General features: G+C 68.3%; 1 protein-coding gene. It reads left to right on the forward strand.

All coding sequences use genetic code 11. The annotated features are described in order from the left end of the window. Positions 1–282: 282 nt before the first annotated feature. Positions 283–720 (forward strand): hypothetical protein, encoded by a 438-nt coding sequence (locus ABT095_RS38805; protein ID WP_350534344.1) that lies wholly within the window; start codon positions 283–285, stop codon positions 718–720. The last annotated feature ends 384 nt before the right edge of the window (positions 721–1,104 follow it).

Raw genomic sequence — 1,104 nt, forward strand, 5'->3', positions numbered from 1 at the left:
AACAGCTCTACCCCGGCGAGCCCGAACGCGATGAACTTCCGCCGATTTCATGACCGTTGGCCCACGACCACTACACCACATCAAGGGACATGACCGGCGCCTCCCGCCCGGACGTCGAACCCGCAGCCGGCCCGGATTCCGGCCCAGCGCACTCGGCTGCAGTCGACTCCCCGCACACGACGGGCGGTTACCCCCGCCGAGCTGGAAGCCGCCGTACGGACCTGCGCGCAGGTTGTCAGCGGGGGCGGCGGTGACGTCATCGCCACGCAGGCCATGCGGTACGTGGACCAGGCGACCTGGAACGCGCTCGTCGACCGGCATCGAGGCAGAGGGTGCGAGGCCCTCGCATCCCTGGCTCGGGCGCTCCTGGACGGTAAGAAGTCGCTGCACAACTTGTTTGGCGGCCTCATCGGCCATCTCTGGGCAGCGCTTGGCCGGCCCCGGATCGAGCAGGTCTTCGTGCAGGAACTCACCAGCCGGGTACCGCTGCCATTCGGGCACGAGATCGCCCTCGCCGTCCGGGGTCTCCAAGCCGCCGGCATCTTCATCTGCTTCACCGACGGAAGCGCGATGCGAGACTGCGCGTGCCTGCGAGACCTCCTCGTGAACGAAGGTAAAGCTCAGCTCGACAACCTGCTCCAAGGTGCCCTGCAGAACTGGAACGAGTTGCCCGACCGCATGCACGACGGAAGCGGGACCGCAGCACCCGGACTGCGCTGACCCGGTCCCGTGACTGCTGCACCCCTGCTTGCGTCCCTCGTTCCCCGAACCTGGCGGCCTGTCATTCCCCTGCTGACCGGGCAGGCGAGAGGGCCGTCAATCGTCGGTCCTGCTGGGGCCGGAGACTCTCTCCGGCCCCAGCAATCCGCTACGCCGCGAGGGGCATCCCGTCATCGCCGCCGGGGCGGGCGCGGGGTCGTTCCGGCTGAGCGCGGTCGAGTGCGCGGGCGAGGGCGTGGACGGCTTGGTCGGCGGAGTCTTTGAAGAGGTGGCCGTAGAGGTTGATGGTGGAGCAATGCTCAGGACTTGTGGATCAGCCCCGGGCGGGGACGCGGAGGGCGTACCTTCCCGAATGATCCTGTGATGGTCACCGAGTAGGCCCGC

The sequence above is a fragment of the Kitasatospora sp. NPDC002227 genome (assembly GCF_040296285.1).
GTDB lineage: Bacteria > Actinomycetota > Actinomycetes > Streptomycetales > Streptomycetaceae > Kitasatospora.